A 15,594-nucleotide genomic window follows, 5' to 3' on the forward strand; every position below is an offset into this window, starting at 1 on the left:
GAACCGCGCGGAGCGTCGGTCTGAGTCGAAACGGTATTTTCCACAAAAGCTTCCGGGCCTGGCCCGGCGCTCCGCGTCTCTTCCCACACCTTCAGCGGCCCGCCGCGTGAGGCGGCCAAGCCATGTCCGAGAGGAGAACCGTCATGCCCAGATCCAAGACCCGCGCCCGCCTCCGCGCCGCCCAACCGCCGGTCAGCGTCAGCACCGACCCCATGGATGACGACAGCGGGCGCACGCCCGCGCGCATGGACTACCTCCGCCGCGAGATCGGCCGCCGACTGAGGATGGCCGCCGCGAGCCGGGCGGCGAGGTGCGAAATGCAAAGGGACGCTCCGTCTCCGCCAGAGAAGGAGTCCTAGGCCATGGCTGTCTTCGATTGTCGGTTGGAAGTGGGCTACAGGATCGTCCCACGGCCCAGCGCAACCGCGCGAGGCATCGGGATGTCCCCGGCCTCGACCTGCCTATTCCGGCGGGCAGCCCTTGAATTCGCCGACCTTGGTCACCGACAGGGTGGCCAGGTTGAGGGGCATCAGGGGCTTCATCGACGAGCGGCCTTCGCCGCTGAACAGGTCCAGCTTGTTGCCCTTGATAGCGCCGCCGACGTCGGAGGCGTACCAGTAGCCGTCGTGCTTTTCGCCGTTCGGCATCGGCAGGCCGACGGTTTCCTTGATGAACACCACGGTGCGGCGCGGGATCACGGTCTTGTCGACGGCCAGGGTGCGCATGGCCACGACCTTGCAGCCCAGGCTGTCGAGGGCGCGGATGCCCTTGGCGCCGGCGTGGTAGAGCGTCGCCTTCATCTTGTATTCGACCGAGCCCGGCATGGTGCCCGTCAGGGCGCCGGTGATCAGGTCGCCAAGCGGGTCGCTGCGCGCGGGAGCGCTGTCGGCGGCCAGGGCGGGGAGGGCGATGGACATGGCCGCGACGGCCAGAAATCCCGCAAACGTGCGTCGCATCGAGGGGTTCCTCTTATCGGCGTAGAGTGTCGGTCGGCGGCCTGATTACTAAGATCACGGGGCCGTGACAACCCACTTGCGGGCGACCGGATGCCGCGCTGCATCCTTAACGGCGGCGTTCGGCGCCATCGTTTGAAGCGTCATTTGGTTCCCGGAGGCGCGCTATCCCCCGCCTGGCAAGGGATTGCATGCTGCCGCTTCACGGCTCGCGCGGTGCGGTCTGGCGGTCGTCGCCCGGGTGGCATAAACCGGAGTCGTCCACGGCTTTTGTGGCGATGCACACATCCTGGGCAGGGTCCGAGGGTCGGTGAGTCGCGGCGATTGTCGGAGCCGCCAGATCGTTGGAGCGCGCATGAAGCCGTCTATTCGCCCCTCACTTGGTCGCCTGTTCGCCGGCGCCGCCCTGGTCGCCGCCCTGGCCGCCCCCGCGAGCTCGGCCTTCGCCTGGGGCGCTTCCGGGCACCGCATGGTCGGGGTGGTCGCCGCCCAAAGCTTCCCCAGCGACCTGCCGGCCTTCCTGCGCACGCCGCAAGCGGTGGCCGCGATCGGCGAGTACGCCCGCGAGCCGGATCGCTGGAAGGGCTCGGGCAAGATCCACGACACCGACCGCGACGCCGCCCACTTCCTGGACGTCGACGACCAGGGCCTGATGTACGGCGGCCCGAAGTTCACGGTGGAAACCCTGCCGCCCACCCGGGCTGACTACGAAAAGGCCCTGGCCGCGGTGGGCCACGACAGCTGGAACGCCGGCTACCTGCCGTATTCGATCATCGACGGCTATCAGCAGCTGGTGAAGGACTTCACCTACTGGCGCATCCTCAAGGCGGTCTCGGTGTCCGAGAAGGACAAGACCAAGAAGGCCTATTACGTCGCCGACCTGAAGCGGCGCGAGGACCTGCTGGTCCGCGACCTGGGTGTCTGGGCCCACTATGTCGGCGACGCCAGCCAGCCGCTGCACTTGAGCGTGCACTACAACGGCTGGGGCGATTACCCCAACCCGAACGGCTACACCCAGAGCAAGGCCACCCACGGCAGCTTCGAGGGCCCGCTGGTCAAGGCGGTGGCCACCGACGCCGACGTCAAGGCGTTGGTGCCGGCCTACAAGGACTGCGGCTGCACGATCGAGGCGCGGACGGTGGCCTATCTCAGCACCACGGTCACCTTCGTCGAGCCGCTGTACAAGCTGGAGAAGGAAGGCGGCCTGGTCGCCACCGATCCGCGCGCCAAGGCCTTCGTCGACGCCCGCCTGGCGGCCGGGGCGACCGAGCTGCGCGACATGGTCGTCCAGGCCTGGAACGCCAGCGCCACGGGCAAGATCGGCTATCGTCCGGAGATCACCGTCGACGACATCGTCTCGGGCAAGGCCGATCCCTGGAACGACCTGTACGGCAAGGACTGATCCCGTGCAGGCGTTCGACCCGCCCCAGCCGGGCCTGGAGTACAAGCACCGCTGGGCCGCCTTCGGCATCGCCGAGGGCGCCAACGGGACGATCGCCCTGGTCGAGGTGCGCAAGCCCGACCGGCCGCCGTATTTCGACCTGCCGGGCGGGGCGGTGGACGGCGACGAGGACGAGCACGCCGCGCTCATTCGCGAGTTCGGCGAGGAGACCGGCCTGGCCGTCGAGGTCGGGACGCGGGTGATCGAGGTCAGCCAGCCGTTCCTGAAGTCCGACGGCCAGCCGGTGTGCAACAACGGCGGGATCTATGTCGTCCGGGTCACCGGCGAACGGCCCGAGTTGAAGGTCGAGGACGACCATACCCTGGTCTGGCTGGACCCGCGCGACGCGGTTGTGGCCCTGCGCCACGACGCCCACGCCTGGGCCGTGGCGGCGTGGCTGCGGCGGGGATGATGCTCGCGCTGCTCGCCGCCTTGCTTGTCACCCCGGGCGGCGGCGGCTGCGGTCCCGCCCATCCCACGCTCGGCGGCGACGGTGTCGGCGGCTTGCGGATCGGGGCGCCGGCGGATGCGGTCAAGCAGGTCTGCCGCGTCGTCTCCGACAAGGTCGAGCTGGGGCGGGAGGACGTTCCGACCCGGATGTTGAAGGTGAAGTTCGCCGACGCCGTCGTCGAGGCGGTCATCGACGAGGGCCGGGTCTGGAGCGTCACGATCGATACGCCGACCCTGCGCACGGACACCGGCCTGGGCGTCGGAACCTCGATCTCGGACCTGCTGCGCCAACCCGATCTGGTCGGCGATGTCGGCGAGGGAGACCTGTACGTCTTCACCTCGAGCCAGTGCGGGATGAGCTTCAGGCTCAGCTACACGCCGACCGAGGCGGACACCACCGAGGCCTGGACGACCGCCCATCTGTCGCGCCTGCCTCGGGCGACCAAGGTGGTGCAGGTGCTGCTGTACGGCTGCGGCAAGCTCTAGGCGTCAGCCCTTCGCCAGCAGCGCCTTGGCCTTGTCCGGCGCGACCTGGTCGAAGATCATCTTCAGGTGCGCGTCCTTGGCGTGGTCGTTGTGCAGGTCCCAGGCCAGGGAGACCGGCAGGCGCAGGCGGCCGCCGTCGGCCAGCTTGGCCACCAGAACGCGCCAGCTGAACCCGTCGCCGGGATCGCCCAGCGGGTCCTTGAACTCCAGCGGCGCGGGATCGCGCAGGCGGAACGTCCGGCCCTCGTGCGCCTCGAACCAGGCGATGTCGGCCTGGGCGACGGGGTCTGGAGCCGGGGCGACCAGCTTGCCCTTGAGATTGCGAGCCATGGGGGCCTCCTGGGTGGAACCGGGGTCTCTAGCGTCTTTGGCAAGACCTTGCCATCGGCGGCTTTCGTCCCATGTGCGGAACTCCAGCAAAGGCAGGACCCCGTGAGCCACGACAAGCCGTTCAAGCGCGCCCGTTCCGACTGGACCGAGGTGGTCCTGGTCTGCCGCAAATGCTCGAAGAAGCTGGACGGCGGCTTTGGCGAGGACGGCGACGAGAAGCTGGCCAAGGTCCTGCGCAAGTTGGTCAAGGCCAAGGGCGGCGGCAAGGGCCGCAAGGCCGCGGTCGCGGTGATCGAAGTAGGCTGCTTCGACGTCTGCCCCAAGAACGCGGTGGTGGCGGTCCGAGCCTCGAATCCGGGCGACTGGGTGGTGGTGCCACGCGGCGCCTCGACCCGGGCGGTGACTGATCGGTTGGGCTTGGCGCTGGATGGTCCTCCCCCCGTGGGGGAGGCGGCGCGAAGCGCCGGTGGGGGGAATGGTGAAGCGCCGGCCCTACGCTTGGTCGAGCCCGTATAACTCCCCCTCCGTCGGCCGCGCCGACACCTCCCCGCGGGGAGAGGATTTGAAATATATCCGGGTAATATTGACTCCGCAAAATACCCGGGTAAAAAGCCGTTCATGGAAACTACGAACAACCGACGCGCCTTGGTGCGCGACTACAAGGAGCGCGAGGTCCAGGCGGGGATTTACGCCGTCCGCTGCGCCACGACCGGCGAGGTCTGGATCGGCGGCACGCCCGACCTGTCGACCCGCCAGAACGGCGTCTGGTTCGCCCTGCGGACCGGCGGCCACACCAGTCCGACCCTGCAGCAGGCCTGGAACGCCCACGGCGAGGCGGCCTTCGGCTTCGAGGTGCTGGAAGTCCTCGACGACAAGGGGCTGGAGCGGTTGGGCCGGGCCTCGCTGCTGGTCGAGCGCCGCGAGCACTGGCGCACGACCCTGCATGCCGAAGGACTGCGGCGATGAGCGGTTATGTCGTGTTCGAGGGCGAGTGGCGGATCGCGGCAGGCCCCAAGCTGGACGTGGCGGTCGCCGCCCAGGCCAGGCTGGCCGAGGCGCCCGAAGCCTCGCTGCTGATCTTCGACCCCGAGGGGCGTCAGGTGGATTTCGATCTACGCGGCGGACCGTGGGACATCGCTCTGCGCCTGGGCGAAGGCGACGCCGCCCCGCGCGGCCGCGGGCGTCCCAAGCTGGGCGTCACGGCGCGCGAGGTGACCCTGCTGCCCCGGCACTGGGAATGGCTGGCCGCCCAGCCCGGCGGAGCGTCGGTCGCCCTGCGCAAGCTGGTCGAGGCCGCCCGTCGCGAGAGCGAGGGACCCGACCGCCGCCGCGCCGCCCGCGACACGGCCTATCGCTTCGCCTCGGTCATGGCCGGCGATCGTCCGGGCTTCGAAGACATGAGCCGGGCGTTGTTCGCGGGAGACGCCGAGGGCTTTTCAGCGAAGATCGCGGAATGGCCGGCCGACATCGCCGAGCATTTGCGGGCGCTGGCGGCCGAGGCGTTCTGAAACCCCTTTCCCGCCAGGAAAGGGTTCTCCTATCGCGGAACTACTTCGCCCCGCCCTTGGCCAGCACGTCCGCCAGCACCGCCTTGTAGGCCGCGTCGAACGGGGCGCGGTCGCTGTCGGGCTTTTTCGGATAGACCGCGCGCAGGTCGGCGATGCGTTTGGCCGTCGCGGTCTGCCACACTGGGTCCATCTTCAGCAGCCGGCCGATGATCGCCTTGTCGTCGCGGCCGGCGACGGGCTCGTAGGCCAGCAGGGCCTTCAGCTGCCACAGGAACTGGCGCAGCGGGTCGGGCGTCGCGCGTCCCGCCGTGCGGCCGCCCGTCCACTTCACGGCCTCGATAATCTGCGCGCGGAAGCGGGGATCGTCCCAGGTCGAGGGCGTGTGGCCCAGGTTGGTGAAGAACAGCCGGCCCTGGCCGATCTGGCGCGCCCAGGCGATCGGCACGGCGTAGGGGCGCTTCAGCGGCGTGCCGGCGAAGTCCAGGGTCTGCAGCACCCGCACCTTCGACGGGTCGTAGTCGCTGTGCTGGTAGATCTCCTCGGCGTAGTCGAAGCTGACCGGCCACATGCCGACCAGCGGCAGGTCCGCGTCCAGGGTCTCGATGCGGATCGGCGTGCCCTGGGTCCAGGGGTGACCGGCGAAATGGCCGTTGATGAACTGGGTGTAGGTCTCGCCGGGGCCGTCATAGGGCCAGCCGGTGTCGGTGGCGCTGTGGACGCCGACAAAGCCCAGCTGGCCGGCCGCCACCCGCTGCTGGACCACGGTCCAGGCCTCGGGCGAGAGGGGCAGGGCGCCGGTGGTGTAGAACATCAGCACGTCGACATTCGCCAGCCGCTCCGGCGTGATCTCGCGGGCGTCCTGGGTGACCTCGGCGGTGAAGACGCCGCTCTCCTGGCCAATGGCCTGGATCGCGATTTCCGACGGGGCGAGGCCGCCGCCTTCGGGGCGGGCGACCGGGGCGTGCTTCCAGCCGACCGACTGGTCCAGATAGAGCACCCGCAGCGGGGCGGCCGGCTTGGCGAGGGCGGGCAGGGCGAACAGGGCCGCGAAGGCGACCAGCAGGAGGGCGACGACGCGACGCATGATCAGGCCTTGGTCTTGGGTTGCAGCAGGTCCCAGCGGTTGCCGTAGAGGTCTTCGAACACGACCACGCTGCCATAGGCCTCGTGACGGGGCTCTTCGAGGAACTTCACCCCGGCGGCGCTGAAGCGGGCGTGGTCGGCCTCGAAGGCGTCGGTGTGCAGGAACAGCCAGACCCGGCCGCCGCCCTGGCCGCCGATCATCGCCTTCTGCTGGTCGTCGCTGGCCTTGGCCAGCAGAAACCGCGTGCCGGCCGCGCCCGGCGCGACCACCACCCAACGCTTGCCGCCGCCCAGCTCGCTGTCCTCCACCAGGGAGAATCCCAGCTTGCCGACATAGAAGGCCAGGGCCTCGTCATAGTCGCGGACGAGCAGGGACAGGAGGGCGAGGTGCTGGGCCATGGGGACTCACTCGGTGACGCCCTTGCTTAGCACGCCGATGCGACGTGTCAGGCAGGCTGGTCAGGTGTAGGCGATCCAGCGGCCCAGGGCGGCGACCAGCAGCCACAGGCTCAGCGAGCCGGCGGCCATGATCCGCCCGCCCACCGGCGGATCGACGTCCCACAGCGCCAGGCGCCGCCGCCACAGCAGGTGATAGGCGCCGGCGTTGGCCAGGGCGACGACGATCAGGGCGATCTTCCAGCGAAACACCGTCGAGACGATCAGGCTGGAGGCGTCGGCGGCGAACATCACGAAACCGGCCGGGACCAGCAGCAGCACGCCCGCGACGGCCAACGGCAGCAGGCAGCGCCACAGGGTCTCGACCGGCAATCGGCGAAACGCTCCGACCAGGCGCAGGTCCAGCACCCCGATGCCGCCGATCAGCATCACCAGGCCCAGCAGATGGACCAGGTTCGCCACCGGATAGGCCAGGTTCGAGCCGCGCGCCCAGGCCCCGAGCGGCGAGGCCTCGAGAGCGGCGGCCAGGGCCTCCACCTAGCGCAGCTCGACCGTCTTGCCGTCGACCGTGACCCGCTCGATGCGCATCTCGGCCACGCCGTCCTTGCGCGGATAGCCCACCAGCTTGACCGGCTTGCCGTTCGAGATCATCGCCTGGGTCAGGCCGCGCGCCTCCATGCGGGCGACCGGCGCCAGCACCACGGCCCAGGTCTTGCCGTCGTACTTGATCTTGGCCTCGCCGTGCGGGTTGCGCCAGGCGACGTCGGTCAGCGGGCCGGTGACCGTCAGGGTCTTCTCGGCGTCGTAGGAACTCCAGCCGTGGTGGGCCAGGGCCGCGCCGGGGATCAGGACGGCGAGGGCGACCGCGCTCGCCAGGCTTTTGTGCAGCGTCATCGGAACAGCTCCTTCGTGCATCGTCAGCGCCCGCCCGCCGAGGATTTGAGGTCAAGACCGCGTCGGGTGCAATCTTTCCGCCTTCTGTTGGGGCATACTGGGGTCGCAGACGACCACGTCCTGGAGGAAACCGCCGTGTTCCCGCGTTCAACCCTCGCTCCGGCCTTCGCGCTGACCCTCGCCCTGGCCGCCGGAGCCGTCGCGGCCCAGGTCCCCGAGACCAAGGTCACCCCCGTCGCCGCCGCGGACCTGCCGCCGGCGGTGGTCGCCGTGGTCACCGCCGCCGCGCCCGGGCTGAAGATCAAGGAGGCCGAGTTCAAGGAGCGCGCCGACCGTCGCTACTACGACGTCGAGGGCGTGCTGCCGGACGGGGCGGAGATCGAGTTCGACCTGCTGCAGACCGGGGAAACCTGGAAGATCGTCGAGACCCAGCGCGACATCGCCTGGACCGCCACGCCCCAGCCGGTGCGCGACGCCGCCGTCAAGGCCGTCCCCAAGATCGCGCCCGTGCGGGTGATCGAGAGCACCGAGGACGACGGCCAGGTGATCTACGAGCTGTTCGCCGAGGGGCAGCCCAAGGCGCCGGCCCTGGAGGTCAGCTGGAAGGGCGGGAAGGCCAAGGTCCTCACCGAGGCCTGGCCGCACTAGCCGCCGAACAGCTTCAGCAGGTAGCTGGGCCCGGAATTGGCGATGCTCAGCGACTTGATCGCCAGCTGCTGCTTGATCTGCAGGGCCTGGAGCTTGGTGGCCTCCTTGGCCATGTCGGCGTCGACCAGCCGGCCGACCGAGGCGTCCAGCGTGTCCTGCAGCTTGTCGATGAAGCTGAGGTGGGTCTCCAGGGCGTAGGACCAGGTGCCCAGGCTGGACAGGGCCGAAGTGACGTTGTCGATCGCGCCGCTCATCGCCTTGATCTCGGCGGCGCTGATCGGCGCGCCCAGGAGGTCGGCGCGCATTCCCGAAAGCGCCGAGCCGGTGGTCGACAGGTCCACGTGGTCGACGTCGATGGTGTCGGTGGCGTTCGCGTTGGCCAGGGCGCGGATCTGGCCCGCGCTGCCCGACGAGATCGGGTTGACGCCGTTGAAGTCGGCGGCGCCCACGGTGCGGTCGATCTGGCGCTTCAGGTTCAGGTAGTCGTCGTTCAGGGCCCTGCGGCTGGCGGTCGAGAGGCTGGTGTCCGAGGCCGCCAGCATCTTTTCCTTCATCTGGCCCAGCAGGTCGGTGACCGTCTCGCCGGCCGCCAGGGCGACGTCGGTGACCGACTGGCCGCGCTGCAGCGAGGCGCGCACGGCGTCCAGCGAGCGGGATTCCGAGCGCTGGTTCTGGGCGATGGCCCAGATGGCCGGATTGTCCTTGGGGCTGGAGATCGCCAGGCCGGTGGCGATGTGGCGCAGGGTGTCGGACAGGTCGCGGTTGATCGCGTTCAGCGATTGCAGGGCGATCATCGCCCCGACATTGGTGTTGATGCTGTTCAGCGCCATCGACGACCGGTTCCAGGTTCGGCCACGAGGCCGAGGGCGCGTTTTGCGCCTGGAGGGCACTGTAGACGGGCAGGCTTAGCCGTTCATTAGCAGTCGAGGTTAAGGGCGGTGGGCCAGCAAGTCCCCCTCCCTGTGAGAGGGGTGTCGGCGAAGCCGACGGGGAGGGGAGTGTTTGGGGCGATTGACCGCGCCGGACGGTTCCGACCACTCCCCCCACCGGTCGCTGCGCGACCGCCTCCCCCACAGGGGGAGGGCCTAGTCCCGCCGCCTAACCCCCGTTGTACCCGCCGATGATCGGCAGCACCTCGCCGGTGATGTAGCTGGACGTCTKGGGCGAGGCGAGGAACACGTAGGCCGGCGCGATCTCTTCGGGCTGGGCAGGGCGCTTCATCGGGGTCTTGGCGCCGAACTGGGCGACCTGCGGCCCCAGCTTGTCGGCCGGGTTCAGGGGCGTCCAGACCGGACCCGGAGCCACGGCGTTGACCCGGATGCCCTTGTCGATCAGGTGGGTGGCCAGCGAGCGGGTGAAGGCGTGGATGCCGCCCTTGGTCAGGGAATAGTCCAGCAGGTCCTTGTTGCCGAGCAGGCCGGTGACCGAGCCGGTGTTGATGATCGCCCCGCCGGGCGGGATCACCTTCACCGCCGCCTGGGCCATGTGGAAATAGCCGTAGAGATTGGTCTTCAGCGTGCGGTCGAAGTGCTCGACGGTCAGGTCCTCGAAGTCCAGCACATGCTCCTGGAAGGCGGCGTTGTTGACCAGGATGTCCAGCTTGCCCAGCGCCTTGACCGTCTGCTCGACGGCGGCCTTGGCGTAGGCCGGGTCGGCCACGTCTCCGGGCAGTAGGATGGCGCGGCGGCCTTCCTGCTCGACCGCCATGCGGGTCAGGTCGGCGTCCTCTTCCTCGTCGAGATAGCCGATGGCGACGTCGGCGCCTTCGCGGGCGAACAGCACCGCCACGGCCCGGCCGATGCCGCTGTCGGCGCCGGTGATCAGCGCGACCTTGCCCTCCAGCTTGCCCGAGCCCTTGTAGAACGGCGCGTCGTACATCGGGGCCGGATCCAGCTTGGCCTCGATCCCCGGCTTGACCTGGTGCTGCTCGGGGAAGGGGGGCGCGGGGTAGGGGCGGGCGCCGGCCTGCATGGCGGGCTTTTCCTTCTCCTCGCCGCCCTCCTTGAACGACCGCTTCTCCTTGGCGTCCAGCGGGGCCTGGATGTCGCGCTCGGCCTGGGCGGCGCGGTCGGCGGCGGGTTCGAACTGCGGGGTCTCGATGTCGGACATGGCTGGCTCCCTAAGCTGGAGACGGCGAAACCGGTGGACCGTCCCTATGTTCCAAGCCTCACCGCAGGAACCGGGGTTGCCCAAGGCGTGAGCTTCGGTCACCTTCCCGGCCTCTTTGAAAGGCCTATCCGATGTCGCGTCCCGCGGCCGCGCCGGCTCCCCGCTCCGGGAAGCCGCACGGCGTCATTGTCTCCGATCTGATCGAACTGCTGCGCCTGGCCGGGCCGGTGGTGCTGTCGCGCCTGGGCATCATGGTCATGGGCCTGACCGACGCCATCGTGGTCGGCCACTACTCGGCCCAGCAGCTGGGCTTCCACGCCATGGCCTGGGCGCCGACCTCGGTGTTCGTGACGGTGACGGTGGGCCTGCTGGTCGGGACCCAGGTGATGGGCTCGCGCGCCCTGGGCGCGGGGCGGCTGCACGAGGCCGGCGCCGTGCTGCGCCGGGGCGCGGTCTACGCCTTCTGGCTGGGCCTGGCCGGCTCGGTCCTGCTGGTCCTGGCCGCCCCGCCGCTGCTGCACCATGCCGGCATCGAGAAGGCCCTGGCCGACGGCGCGACCGCGCCGCTGATCGTCTTCTCGCTGTCGATGACGCCCTACGCGATCAGCGTCGCGCTGAGCTTCTGGCTCGAGGGACTGGGACGACCCGGCCTGGTCACGGTGAACATGTGGGTGGCCAACCTCGTGAACCTGGCCGTCAACCTGCTGCTGGTGCCGGGGACGTTCGGCCTGCCGGCCCTGGGCGCGGTGGGCGCGGCCTGGGCGACCTTCGTGGCCCGCAGCGTCTTCGCCCTGATGCTGGCGGTGGTGATCGTGCGCCTGAAGGACGCCCGGGCCATGGGCGTGTTCGACAAGCCCGCCCGCGACCTCGCCGCGTCCAAGGAGCAGCGCCGGGTCGGCTATGGGGCCGGGACGTCCAACCTGTTCGAGGTCTCGGCCTTCGCGGGCATGAGCCTGATCGCCGGCTGGCTGGGCGGGCTGAACGTCGCGGCCTGGGCGGTGGTGCTGAACGTGGCGGCGGTGATCTTCATGGTCCCGCTGGGCCTGTCCACCGCCACGGCCGTGCAGGTGGGCCGGGCCCACGGCGCGCGCGATCCGGCGGGCATGAGCCGCGCCGGCTGGATCGCCTTCGGCGTCACAGCCGTCTTCGCCCTGCTGGTGGCCGTGCTGCTCGCGCCGCTGCGCCACCTGGTGGGCGGGGCCTATACCAGCGACCCAGCGGCCCTGGCCCTGATCGCGCCGGCCCTGGTGCTGACCAGCCTGTTCCTGGTGCCCGACGCCGTGCAGGTGGTCTGCGCCCAGGCGCTGCGGGCGCGGGGCGACGTCTGGGTGCCGGCCGTCACCCACATGATCAGCTACGCCCTGATCATGGGCCCCCTGGCCTGGTGGCTGGCCCTGCCGATGAAGATGGGCGTCAACGGCATCGTGGTGTCGGTGATCATCACCAGCTTCATCGCCGCGGCGTTCCTGCTGGGACGGTACCGGATGCTGGACGTGCGGGAGCGGTGAGCGTTGTGCGTCCTTCGAGGCTCGGCTTCGCCTCGCACCTCAGGATGAGGAAATCAGCAACAACGCTCCTCATCCTGAGGCACCCGCGCAGCGGGCCTCGAAGGACGCAGTGCGTTTCAGCCTAGGCCGACGCCCCCAGGATCCAGCCCTCTTCGGTCTCCGCCTCGGCGACGACGTCCTCCGCAAGGCCCTTCGGTGGTCCGAACAGGGCGGCCAGCTTGCCGGCCTCGTCCAGCTTGGCGAAGTGTTCGGCCAGGGCGCGCACCTGGGCGGCGTCCTTGACCTCGCCGGGGGCGGGGATGGCCTTGACCAGCGAGGGATAGACCTCGGCGATCACCACCTGCACGCCCTCTAGGTCGGCCTCGTTCAGGGCCTTGAAGCCGGTCTCGAACGGCCAGACCTTGGCGGCGTCGCCGCGGGCGTCCCTCAGCCGGCGCGCGGCCGGGATGCCGACGATCGCCTGACCGCCGACCGAGCCGTTGTAGTAGAGCTTCCAGATCGAGGCCGCGCCCTTGGCCGCCAAGTCCGCGTGGCGGAACTCCGGCAGGTCGTCGGGCCCGTGCTCGCGGGTCTTCTTGGGCTGCAGGGTCGTCAGGGTGTCCTTGGGCGGCACGCCCCAGAACGGGAACGGCCCGCCGGTCAGCCGGCGGTTCAGCTCCGAGCCGACGCCGAAGCGGTTGTTGGTGTTGTCGGCCTTGTCCTTGACCATCTTGGCCAGCTGGTCCCAGACCGCGCGCCAGGGATGGTCGCCCTTCAGCGCCAGGGCCTGCGAGAAGCCGCGCGGGAAGCCCAGCGGGAAGTCGAAACCGACCAGGGCCCGCTCGTTGCGCTTCTTCAGGTCGTCCAGGATCGTGGCCAGCTTGGCCTCGGCTTCCTGCCGCGTCGGCGGGTTGAAGCTTTCGAAGGTCAGCCGGAAACGCACGTCGCGCTTCATCACGCCGATCCACACGGAGTCGGCGCCCGTGGTCGGCTTGGCCGCCGCGCTCCAGTCGACGATCACATAGGCGCTGAAGAGGCGCGACACGGCGGACGCTCCGTTAGGATTGAACGAAGCGCGCTTCTACTCCGGCCGGAGGCGGGGGGCCAGACGCTATGGGGCTTCTGAATGCCTAAGCGTTCAGGCCGCGTTCCGTTCCGCCGCCTGTTCGGCGACCAGGGCCGGAGCCGGCTGGCGGCTGAACCAGCGGACGGGCGGCTCGCAGGCCGGGCCCAGGGCAGCGCGGACGATGGCCGGCGGGCGGCGCTCTTCCGGGGTCATGAACAGGCCGTTCGACTTGACGCCCAGGCCGGCGATCTTGTGGGCGCCCAGCATGGTCAGCGGCACGGCCAGGATCAGGCCGGCCAGGATCGGCAGGGTGGCGGTCAGCAGGTCGGGCGTGAACCAGAAGGCGACGGCCAGGACCAGGCCGGTGACGCTGATCCAGCCCATGGCGGCGAAGGCTTCCTTGCCGGTGACCTTGTCGGCGTCGCGGCGCTGGGTGGCCCAGCCGCCGACCTTGCCGGCCAGGATCTCGACCAGGGCGCGGGTCTGGGTGAACATCAGCATCGGGGCGACCAGGGCCGAGAGCAGCATCTCGACGCCCAGGCCGGCCATGATCCGGCGACGGCCGCCGAAGCCCTTGATCTCGTTGGCGCGCGAGAAGACCAGGATCGAGCCCAGGATCTTGGGGCCGAACAGCAGCACGAAGGTGATGATCATCGCCCAGGCGGTGGCCTGGATCTCGCGCCAGTCGATCAGGGCGTGGGCCGCGGCTTGCAGGTCGGCCATGGTGAAGGCGGCTTTCTTCAGCTCGGGCATCAGCATGCGCGAGATGATGCCGGCCGACAGGGCCACGAACCACAGGGGCGACAGCACGTAGCTGAGCACGCCGATCACCAGGTGCAGGCGGCTCATCCAGTGCAGGCCGGGCAGGCCAATCAGCGGGATGTGCTGCACGTTGCCCCGGCACCAGCGACGGTCGCGGGTGGCGAAGTCCAGCAGGTTGGAGGGGCTCTCTTCGTACGAGCCGCCCAGATAGGGGGCCAGGTGCACGCCCCAGCCGCCGCGGCGCAGCAGGGCGCTCTCCAGGGCGTCGTGGCTCATCACCTCGCCGCCGAACGGCTTGGGGCCGTCCAGGCTGGGCAGGCCGCAGGTCTCGGCGAAGGCGCGGGTGCGCACGATGGCGTTGTGGCCCCAGAAGCTGCTTTCCGAACCCGACCACCAGGCCAGGCCGGTCCACGCGACGCGGCCGTACAGGCGCGTGGCGAACTGCAGGGTGCGGGCGAAGATCGTCTGGCCGTTGATGATCATCGGCATGGTCTGGATCAGGCCCACGCGCGGGTGACGCTCCATGGCGTCGGCCAGGCGCACCATGGCCTCGCCGGTCATCAGGCTGTCGGCGTCCAGGATGAGCATGTGCTCGTAGTCGCCGCCCCAGCGGGCGACCCAGTCGGCGACGTTGCCGGCCTTGCGGCCCGTGTTCTGGGTGCGCTTGCGATAGAAGACGTGGCTGTTGGCCTCGCGGCGGAAGCGGGCGAAGCAGGCCTGTTCGGCCAGGGCCACGGCGGCGTCGCGGGTGTCGCTGAGGATGAAGATGTCGAAGGCGCGGCTATTGCCGGTCTCGGCGATCGAGGCGTCCATGGCGCGCAGGCGGGCGAACACCTCGGCGGCGTCCTCGTTGTGCACCGGCATCAGGATGGCCGTGCGGGCCTTGGGCTTGGGCATGGGCGAGGAGGCGCTGTCGTCGATGCCAAGCGGATCCTTGGGCTTGCCCAGCAGCACGACGAAGCCGACCACGGCGGTGCAGAACCACAGGGCCAGGGCCAGGAACAGCGGGGCCAGCAGGGTGATGCAGACGGCTTCCAGGCGCGTCACGCCGCCCAGGGCGATGGTGTCGTAGGTGGCCTTCCAGCCGGCGAAGCCCATGATCGCGGTGGCGATGAACACGCCCCAGCGGCGCAGGACCAGGTTCTCTTTCGCCGTGGCGACCGGCTTGGCGTCGCCCTGCCAGAAAGCCAGCGGCTGGACCGGCATGGCCAGGGGCGCGTCGACGGGGATCTCGACCCGATCGCTCGTGGAGATCACCGTGTCGTAGGCGACGCTCCGCGAGGAGGTCAGATCGAAGAAGGCGCCGCGTTCGCTCATCAGGTCCATCGTCTCGGGCTGTCCGGTTCGGGTGTTCCGAGGCCGGGCCTCTCCGCAGAGCTTTCGAGAGGCGCGAGGTCGGCTTCACGGGGCGCGCCAGGGTCGCTAGGGATCGTGTCCGCTAGGATCGGCGTGCTCGGCTGGGCAGGTCTGGCGTTATCTCGACGACCGGCGTGGAGAGCCGCCGGCAGGTCTTAGAGTAAAACTTCGATCACAAAATCGCTACCACAATCGCCGCGCTTTTCGCACCTGCGGCAAAAAACCTTGTATGAGTGACGTGTTCGGATCGATCCGTTGACTCGTGAATTTTGCTAAGACGATGAAAATCAAAACAATATCGGCATTTTTCCTAATTGGTGCGCTCGCTGCCTGTGGACCKGGCAAGCCGGCGAAAACCACGTCCGAGGCTTCTGTGGCGGCCCCCGCGGTGCTTCCGACGGGTCCGGAATACGATTCGACGGGCGTGATCGCCGCCCTCGACGGCCAGCTGGTAACGCTCGATCACGAGGGCGCGAGCGGGGCGGGGCTGGTGGCCGGCCGCACCGCGTTCCAGGCCTATGGCGACATCCTGGCCGAGGCGCCGGTGACGCCCGGCGCGCGCGTGGCGTTCAAGTTCCACAAGGTCGGCGACGCTTGGGAACTGACCGAGCTGAAGACCCGCTGA

General features: G+C 69.5%; 19 protein-coding genes and 1 pseudogene. 10 read left to right on the top strand and 10 right to left on the bottom strand.

Features of this window, described 5'->3' with window-relative positions; all coding sequences use genetic code 11:
* Window positions 1-461 precede the first annotated feature (461 nt).
* The gene (locus tag AC1DMQ_RS20490) at window positions 462-956 is read right to left on the bottom strand and encodes a 3D domain-containing protein (protein WP_477035398.1); all 495 of its coding nucleotides are present in this window, start codon (window positions 954-956) and stop codon (window positions 462-464) included.
* A gap of 352 nt (window positions 957-1,308) precedes the next feature.
* On the opposite strand from AC1DMQ_RS20490, the gene AC1DMQ_RS20495 reads away from it, so the two are divergent.
* The 3 genes from AC1DMQ_RS20495 to AC1DMQ_RS20505 are packed head-to-tail and all read left to right on the top strand — an operon-like array spanning window position 1,309 to window position 3,330.
* The gene (locus AC1DMQ_RS20495; RefSeq protein WP_477035399.1) at window positions 1,309-2,355 is read left to right on the top strand and encodes a phospholipase C/P1 nuclease family protein; all 1,047 of its coding nucleotides are present in this window, start codon (window positions 1,309-1,311) and stop codon (window positions 2,353-2,355) included.
* 4 nt (window positions 2,356-2,359) lie between these two features.
* On the top strand, window positions 2,360-2,806 hold the full coding sequence (locus AC1DMQ_RS20500; protein ID WP_477035400.1) for an NUDIX domain-containing protein: 447 nt from the start codon (window positions 2,360-2,362) through the stop codon (window positions 2,804-2,806).
* Window positions 2,806-3,330, top strand: coding sequence for a hypothetical protein (locus AC1DMQ_RS20505; RefSeq protein ID WP_477035401.1), 525 nt, complete (start codon window positions 2,806-2,808; stop codon window positions 3,328-3,330). The genes AC1DMQ_RS20500 and AC1DMQ_RS20505 overlap by 1 nt, the downstream gene beginning before the upstream one ends.
* A 3-nt stretch (window positions 3,331-3,333) precedes the next feature.
* On the opposite strand, the gene AC1DMQ_RS20510 is transcribed toward AC1DMQ_RS20505, so the two are convergent.
* The gene (locus tag AC1DMQ_RS20510; RefSeq protein WP_477035402.1) at window positions 3,334-3,660 is read right to left on the bottom strand and encodes a hypothetical protein; all 327 of its coding nucleotides are present in this window, start codon (window positions 3,658-3,660) and stop codon (window positions 3,334-3,336) included.
* 102 nt (window positions 3,661-3,762) lie between these two features.
* Between AC1DMQ_RS20510 and AC1DMQ_RS20515 the strand changes: the two genes are divergently transcribed.
* From AC1DMQ_RS20515 to AC1DMQ_RS20525, 3 genes are all read left to right on the top strand, one after another.
* Window positions 3,763-4,176 (top strand): (2Fe-2S) ferredoxin domain-containing protein, encoded by a 414-nt coding sequence (locus tag AC1DMQ_RS20515; RefSeq protein ID WP_477035403.1) that lies wholly within the window; start codon window positions 3,763-3,765, stop codon window positions 4,174-4,176.
* A gap of 102 nt (window positions 4,177-4,278) precedes the next feature.
* Window positions 4,279-4,626, top strand: a complete 348-nt coding sequence (locus AC1DMQ_RS20520) for a GIY-YIG nuclease family protein (protein WP_477035404.1) — start codon at window positions 4,279-4,281, stop codon at window positions 4,624-4,626.
* Window positions 4,623-5,168: a DUF2239 family protein gene (locus tag AC1DMQ_RS20525; RefSeq protein WP_477035405.1), complete on the top strand. Its 546-nt coding sequence runs from the start codon at window positions 4,623-4,625 to the stop codon at window positions 5,166-5,168. Before AC1DMQ_RS20520 ends, AC1DMQ_RS20525 begins: the two co-directional genes overlap by 4 nt.
* A 40-nt stretch (window positions 5,169-5,208) precedes the next feature.
* On the opposite strand, the gene AC1DMQ_RS20530 is transcribed toward AC1DMQ_RS20525, so the two are convergent.
* From AC1DMQ_RS20530 to AC1DMQ_RS20545, 4 genes are read right to left on the bottom strand one after another with little or no spacing between them, the layout of a single operon-like run.
* Complete coding sequence (locus AC1DMQ_RS20530) at window positions 5,209-6,252, bottom strand: ThuA domain-containing protein (protein WP_477035406.1); 1,044 nt, start codon at window positions 6,250-6,252, stop codon at window positions 5,209-5,211.
* A 2-nt stretch (window positions 6,253-6,254) separates the two neighbouring features.
* Window positions 6,255-6,650 (bottom strand): VOC family protein, encoded by a 396-nt coding sequence (locus AC1DMQ_RS20535; RefSeq protein WP_477035407.1) that lies wholly within the window; start codon window positions 6,648-6,650, stop codon window positions 6,255-6,257.
* A 60-nt stretch (window positions 6,651-6,710) separates the two neighbouring features.
* On the bottom strand, window positions 6,711-7,184 hold the full coding sequence (locus AC1DMQ_RS20540; protein ID WP_477035408.1) for a hypothetical protein: 474 nt from the start codon (window positions 7,182-7,184) through the stop codon (window positions 6,711-6,713).
* Window positions 7,185-7,541, bottom strand: coding sequence for a DUF6152 family protein (locus AC1DMQ_RS20545; protein ID WP_477035409.1), 357 nt, complete (start codon window positions 7,539-7,541; stop codon window positions 7,185-7,187).
* Window positions 7,542-7,676: 135 nt separating this feature from the next.
* Between AC1DMQ_RS20545 and AC1DMQ_RS20550 the strand changes: the two genes are divergently transcribed.
* On the top strand, window positions 7,677-8,189 hold the full coding sequence (locus AC1DMQ_RS20550; protein WP_477035410.1) for a hypothetical protein: 513 nt from the start codon (window positions 7,677-7,679) through the stop codon (window positions 8,187-8,189).
* On the opposite strand, the gene AC1DMQ_RS20555 is transcribed toward AC1DMQ_RS20550, so the two are convergent.
* Both AC1DMQ_RS20555 and AC1DMQ_RS20560 read right to left on the bottom strand, forming a co-directional pair.
* Window positions 8,186-9,019, bottom strand: coding sequence for a flagellin (locus tag AC1DMQ_RS20555; RefSeq protein ID WP_477035411.1), 834 nt, complete (start codon window positions 9,017-9,019; stop codon window positions 8,186-8,188). The genes AC1DMQ_RS20550 and AC1DMQ_RS20555 overlap by 4 nt on opposite strands.
* Before the next feature lie 268 nt (window positions 9,020-9,287).
* Window positions 9,288-10,298, bottom strand: coding sequence for an SDR family oxidoreductase (locus AC1DMQ_RS20560; protein WP_477035412.1), 1,011 nt, complete (start codon window positions 10,296-10,298; stop codon window positions 9,288-9,290).
* A 131-nt stretch (window positions 10,299-10,429) separates the two neighbouring features.
* Here AC1DMQ_RS20560 and AC1DMQ_RS20565 point away from each other — a divergent pair, with 131 nt between their 5' ends.
* Both AC1DMQ_RS20565 and AC1DMQ_RS20570 read left to right on the top strand, forming a co-directional pair.
* Entirely contained in the window at window positions 10,430-11,806 is a 1,377-nt protein-coding gene (locus AC1DMQ_RS20565; RefSeq protein WP_477035413.1) for an MATE family efflux transporter, read from the top strand.
* Window positions 11,805-11,921: pseudogene (locus AC1DMQ_RS20570) on the top strand (hypothetical protein); the annotation flags it as partial. The gene AC1DMQ_RS20565 and the pseudogene AC1DMQ_RS20570, both read left to right, overlap by 2 nt.
* A gap of 6 nt (window positions 11,922-11,927) precedes the next feature.
* Here AC1DMQ_RS20570 and AC1DMQ_RS20575 read toward each other — a convergent pair.
* On the bottom strand, window positions 11,928-12,830 hold the full coding sequence (locus AC1DMQ_RS20575) for a cobalamin biosynthesis protein CbiG (protein WP_477035414.1): 903 nt from the start codon (window positions 12,828-12,830) through the stop codon (window positions 11,928-11,930).
* Between the two features lie 93 nt (window positions 12,831-12,923).
* Window positions 12,924-14,930: a glucans biosynthesis glucosyltransferase MdoH gene (gene mdoH / locus AC1DMQ_RS20580; RefSeq protein ID WP_477035415.1), complete on the bottom strand. Its 2,007-nt coding sequence runs from the start codon at window positions 14,928-14,930 to the stop codon at window positions 12,924-12,926.
* A 319-nt stretch (window positions 14,931-15,249) separates the two neighbouring features.
* Between mdoH and AC1DMQ_RS20585 the strand changes: the two genes are divergently transcribed.
* Window positions 15,250-15,594 (top strand): copper-binding protein, encoded by a 345-nt coding sequence (locus AC1DMQ_RS20585; RefSeq protein WP_477035416.1) that lies wholly within the window; start codon window positions 15,250-15,252, stop codon window positions 15,592-15,594.

The organism is Caulobacter sp. 05L422, from assembly GCF_056397765.1.

What these genes read in the sequence shown, in the direction of transcription:
- AC1DMQ_RS20510 (WP_477035402.1), bottom strand. Translation starts at nt 3,660, where the DNA reads ATGGCTCGCAATCTCAAGGGCAAGCTGGTCGCCCCGGCTCCAGACCCC.
- AC1DMQ_RS20505 (WP_477035401.1), top strand. Translation starts at nt 2,806, where the DNA reads ATGCTCGCGCTGCTCGCCGCCTTGCTTGTCACCCCGGGCGGCGGCGGC.
- mdoH (WP_477035415.1), bottom strand. Translation starts at nt 14,930, where the DNA reads ATGAGCGAACGCGGCGCCTTCTTCGATCTGACCTCCTCGCGGAGCGTC.
- AC1DMQ_RS20545 (WP_477035409.1), bottom strand. Translation starts at nt 7,541, where the DNA reads ATGACGCTGCACAAAAGCCTGGCGAGCGCGGTCGCCCTCGCCGTCCTG.
- AC1DMQ_RS20555 (WP_477035411.1), bottom strand. Translation starts at nt 9,019, where the DNA reads ATGGCGCTGAACAGCATCAACACCAATGTCGGGGCGATGATCGCCCTG.
- AC1DMQ_RS20490 (WP_477035398.1), bottom strand. Translation starts at nt 956, where the DNA reads ATGCGACGCACGTTTGCGGGATTTCTGGCCGTCGCGGCCATGTCCATC.
- AC1DMQ_RS20530 (WP_477035406.1), bottom strand. Translation starts at nt 6,252, where the DNA reads ATGCGTCGCGTCGTCGCCCTCCTGCTGGTCGCCTTCGCGGCCCTGTTC.
- AC1DMQ_RS20525 (WP_477035405.1), top strand. Translation starts at nt 4,623, where the DNA reads ATGAGCGGTTATGTCGTGTTCGAGGGCGAGTGGCGGATCGCGGCAGGC.
- AC1DMQ_RS20520 (WP_477035404.1), top strand. Translation starts at nt 4,279, where the DNA reads ATGGAAACTACGAACAACCGACGCGCCTTGGTGCGCGACTACAAGGAG.
- AC1DMQ_RS20535 (WP_477035407.1), bottom strand. Translation starts at nt 6,650, where the DNA reads ATGGCCCAGCACCTCGCCCTCCTGTCCCTGCTCGTCCGCGACTATGAC.
- AC1DMQ_RS20565 (WP_477035413.1), top strand. Translation starts at nt 10,430, where the DNA reads ATGTCGCGTCCCGCGGCCGCGCCGGCTCCCCGCTCCGGGAAGCCGCAC.
- AC1DMQ_RS20495 (WP_477035399.1), top strand. Translation starts at nt 1,309, where the DNA reads ATGAAGCCGTCTATTCGCCCCTCACTTGGTCGCCTGTTCGCCGGCGCC.